Genomic DNA, 2,554 nt, shown 5'->3' with positions numbered 1-2,554 from the left:
GGGAAGGTCTTGGGTTAAGAGCAGAAAAGCTCAGTTTGTATTTCCTGCAAAAAGATGAGATCGTAACAACAACCCGTACGGATGAGCAACTCGCACAAGTCGTCGAGGAAATACTTTCGGTTGCAGAAGGCATCTCTTCTCGCAGGTTTGAGCCAAAACAGGATCCCTTCAGGTGCGGACGATGTGACTACGCGGGAATATGCCCAGCCATGGAGTTTTAGAAAATGGATTGTATTGAGAGGATAGCGGGATGCCTTCTAGGAGGGGCGGTAGGCGATGCTTTGGGAGCGCCAGTGGAGTTTATGTCCCTAAGCGAGATAAGGGCGAAGTTCGGTAATGAAGGGATTGAGCATTATGCCTTAGCTTATGGGAGAATCGGCGCCATCACCGACGACACTCAAATGACCCTCTTCACCTTGGAAGGAATGCTTAAGGCATACATTCAAGGTGATACCACTTCTTTAACAGAGTCTGTTCGTATCGCTTATCTTCGCTGGTTGGGTACTCAAGGGATACGCTCAAAGAGTGAATCGCTCTCCTCAATCTATGGTGGATGGCTTTGGAGCCAAAAATTATTGCACTCTCGACGCGCCCCAGGGAATTCCTGTCTTTCATCACTCCAAATGCATCTGTCTTGTTTGGAGAGTAATCACTCCGAAATTCCAAGCGATCCGATCAACAATAGCAAGGGATGCGGGGGCGTTATGCGGATGGCCCCGGTTGGTTTCTTTGATCTAGACTGCTTCAAGACAGGATGTGAGTTAGCCATGCTCACTCATGGCCACCCCTCAGGTTATCTTGCGTCTGGCTTTTTAGCTCAGCTAATCCATGAGCTTATACAGGGAATTAGTCTCAGCAGCGCAATCGAATCAACAAGAGAATTGCTACTGCAGTGGCCTTCTCATCAAGAAGTTCTGCAGGCAGTTGATCAGGCTCTTGACTATGCTAAAAGCGATGTACCTACGCCAGAGACATTAGAGAAGCTTGGTGAAGGATGGGTGGCAGAAGAGGCGTTGGCACTCTCATTATTCTGCGCCCTTAAGGCGAAGAACTTCGCCCATGGTGTTCGATTAGCAGTCAACCACAGCGGGGATAGCGATTCAACCGGAGCAATCACTGGCAATATCTTGGGCACACTTTGGGGGCAGCAGTCCATTCCAGACGAGTATCTGCAGGATTTGGAGCTAAGATCGGTTATCGAGCAGATGGTAAGGCACGTGGTGGACTTAGACTATGATGATTGCAGGGATCGATACTCTGGATTGTAGAACTATCCCATTTATGACAACAGAAAAAAAAGGTTGGATAAGGGAGGCAATTATGGATTGGGTGGCTAAGGCAACAGGCGATATGACTCTTGCTATAGCAGAAGGAAAGCGAATAGTTGTACGAGTCGATATGCTAAGTCAGAATACCCTAAAAGCCGGTGATCGTGGTGAAAGACTCTGTAGGACGATGAATGATCTAACTGTCATTGCGAATTGTGTAAATGGCAAAGCAACAGTATTGCCACATGAAGACTGCGGATTGTCACCATTGCCATGGCAGATCAAGCGGTCAGAGAAACGTTTTGCTGTATACGATAGTACAGGTAGAACAATTTGCTCTCGAAGCATATCAGCAACAAACCGAAATCGAGCAATGGCTGATTTTAATGCATTAATAGTAGCAGTCGCATATATAAACACTAACATAGAACTCTAACAGTGACATGCCCCCCAAAAACTGGCCCATTTTATAAGTTACAATATTCTTGGGCTAAGGTCAATAAGGGAGGCAGACAATGTCACAGAAAGGTTACACAGCAGAGCAGATTATTAATAAGCTTCGGGAAGCGGAGGTAATGACCGCCAGAGGGGAAACGATCGAGTGCGCGATTCGGAAGATAGGCCTGACAAAAAACACGTTCTACCGGTGGAGGAAGGAATACGGCAGAATGCGTGTGGACCAAGCCAGGCGGCTCAAAGAGTTGGAGATTGAGAAAAGCCGATTAAAGCGATTGGTAGTCGAATACTATTCGGTTGACTTGATGGCGAGCGTGATCCGCAATGGGGTTATACTTGGTGGAGCATCCATCGACAGAGGAATCGACCTCAGTTTTCTTCACGGCTTCCATAGCTTTGAGGGGATATCTCTTGAGGTCGTTGGGCATAAATGTCCCGTGCGTTTAAGACCGGTTGATGGGGAGGTTACTAGCGAGTTTGTCCATGCAGTAAAGAACCTTATTATTGAGAAAATTTGAACATTAGCGCGTCGCATTTTGAAAACATGCTGACTGCGGTATTCAAAGAAAGGATTCCGATATGAGCGATGATTCGAATTCTATAAACGTAAGCCCGGAATTCAAACAACTTTCTGAGGAGTGTGAGCTTCTGAAGGAAGAGTTAGCGGCGCTCTTTGCCGAGTGGGAGGAACTTACCCAAGTTGTCATCCCCAATATCGAAGCAGATTATGTCGTCAAGATTGGCACGCTTCAGCATGAATTACTGCAGATTCAGATTGATATCCAGCGGACAAAGCGGGAGATTGACCTTATCCAGGCGGCGATCAACAG

The 2,554-nt window shown here is 46.9% G+C and carries 5 protein-coding genes; all 5 read left to right on the top strand.

All coding sequences use genetic code 11. The annotated features are described in order from the left end of the window. Positions 1 to 221, top strand: a 221-nt coding sequence (locus WCO51_12355; GenBank protein MEI6514045.1) for a PD-(D/E)XK nuclease family protein, incomplete at its 5' end; no start/stop codon positions are given. A gap of 3 nt (positions 222 to 224) precedes the next feature. After that, positions 225 to 1,268, top strand: a complete 1,044-nt coding sequence (locus WCO51_12350) for an ADP-ribosylglycohydrolase family protein (GenBank protein MEI6514044.1) — start codon at positions 225 to 227, stop codon at positions 1,266 to 1,268. Continuing rightward, positions 1,234 to 1,704: a hypothetical protein gene (locus tag WCO51_12345; protein MEI6514043.1), complete on the top strand. Its 471-nt coding sequence runs from the start codon at positions 1,234 to 1,236 to the stop codon at positions 1,702 to 1,704. Before WCO51_12350 ends, WCO51_12345 begins: the two co-directional genes overlap by 35 nt. A gap of 79 nt (positions 1,705 to 1,783) precedes the next feature. Then, on the top strand, positions 1,784 to 2,242 hold the full coding sequence (locus tag WCO51_12340; protein ID MEI6514042.1) for a transposase: 459 nt from the start codon (positions 1,784 to 1,786) through the stop codon (positions 2,240 to 2,242). 61 nt (positions 2,243 to 2,303) lie between these two features. Further along, positions 2,304 to 2,554, top strand: a 251-nt coding sequence (locus WCO51_12335; GenBank protein ID MEI6514041.1) for a hypothetical protein, incomplete at its 3' end; no start/stop codon positions are given.

Source organism: bacterium (assembly GCA_037131655.1).
Classification (GTDB): Bacteria; Armatimonadota; Fimbriimonadia; order Fimbriimonadales; family JBAXQP01; genus JBAXQP01.
The sequence above is the reverse complement of the archived record's forward strand: the minus strand, read 5'-3'. Positions and strand labels throughout refer to the sequence as shown.

Bases quoted from the DNA above. Each gene is read 5' to 3' on its own strand.
- WCO51_12350 (MEI6514044.1), top strand. From the start codon at position 225: ATGGATTGTATTGAGAGGATAGCGGGATGCCTTCTAGGAGGGGCGGTA.
- WCO51_12340 (MEI6514042.1), top strand. From the start codon at position 1,784: ATGTCACAGAAAGGTTACACAGCAGAGCAGATTATTAATAAGCTTCGG.
- WCO51_12345 (MEI6514043.1), top strand. From the start codon at position 1,234: ATGATGATTGCAGGGATCGATACTCTGGATTGTAGAACTATCCCATTT.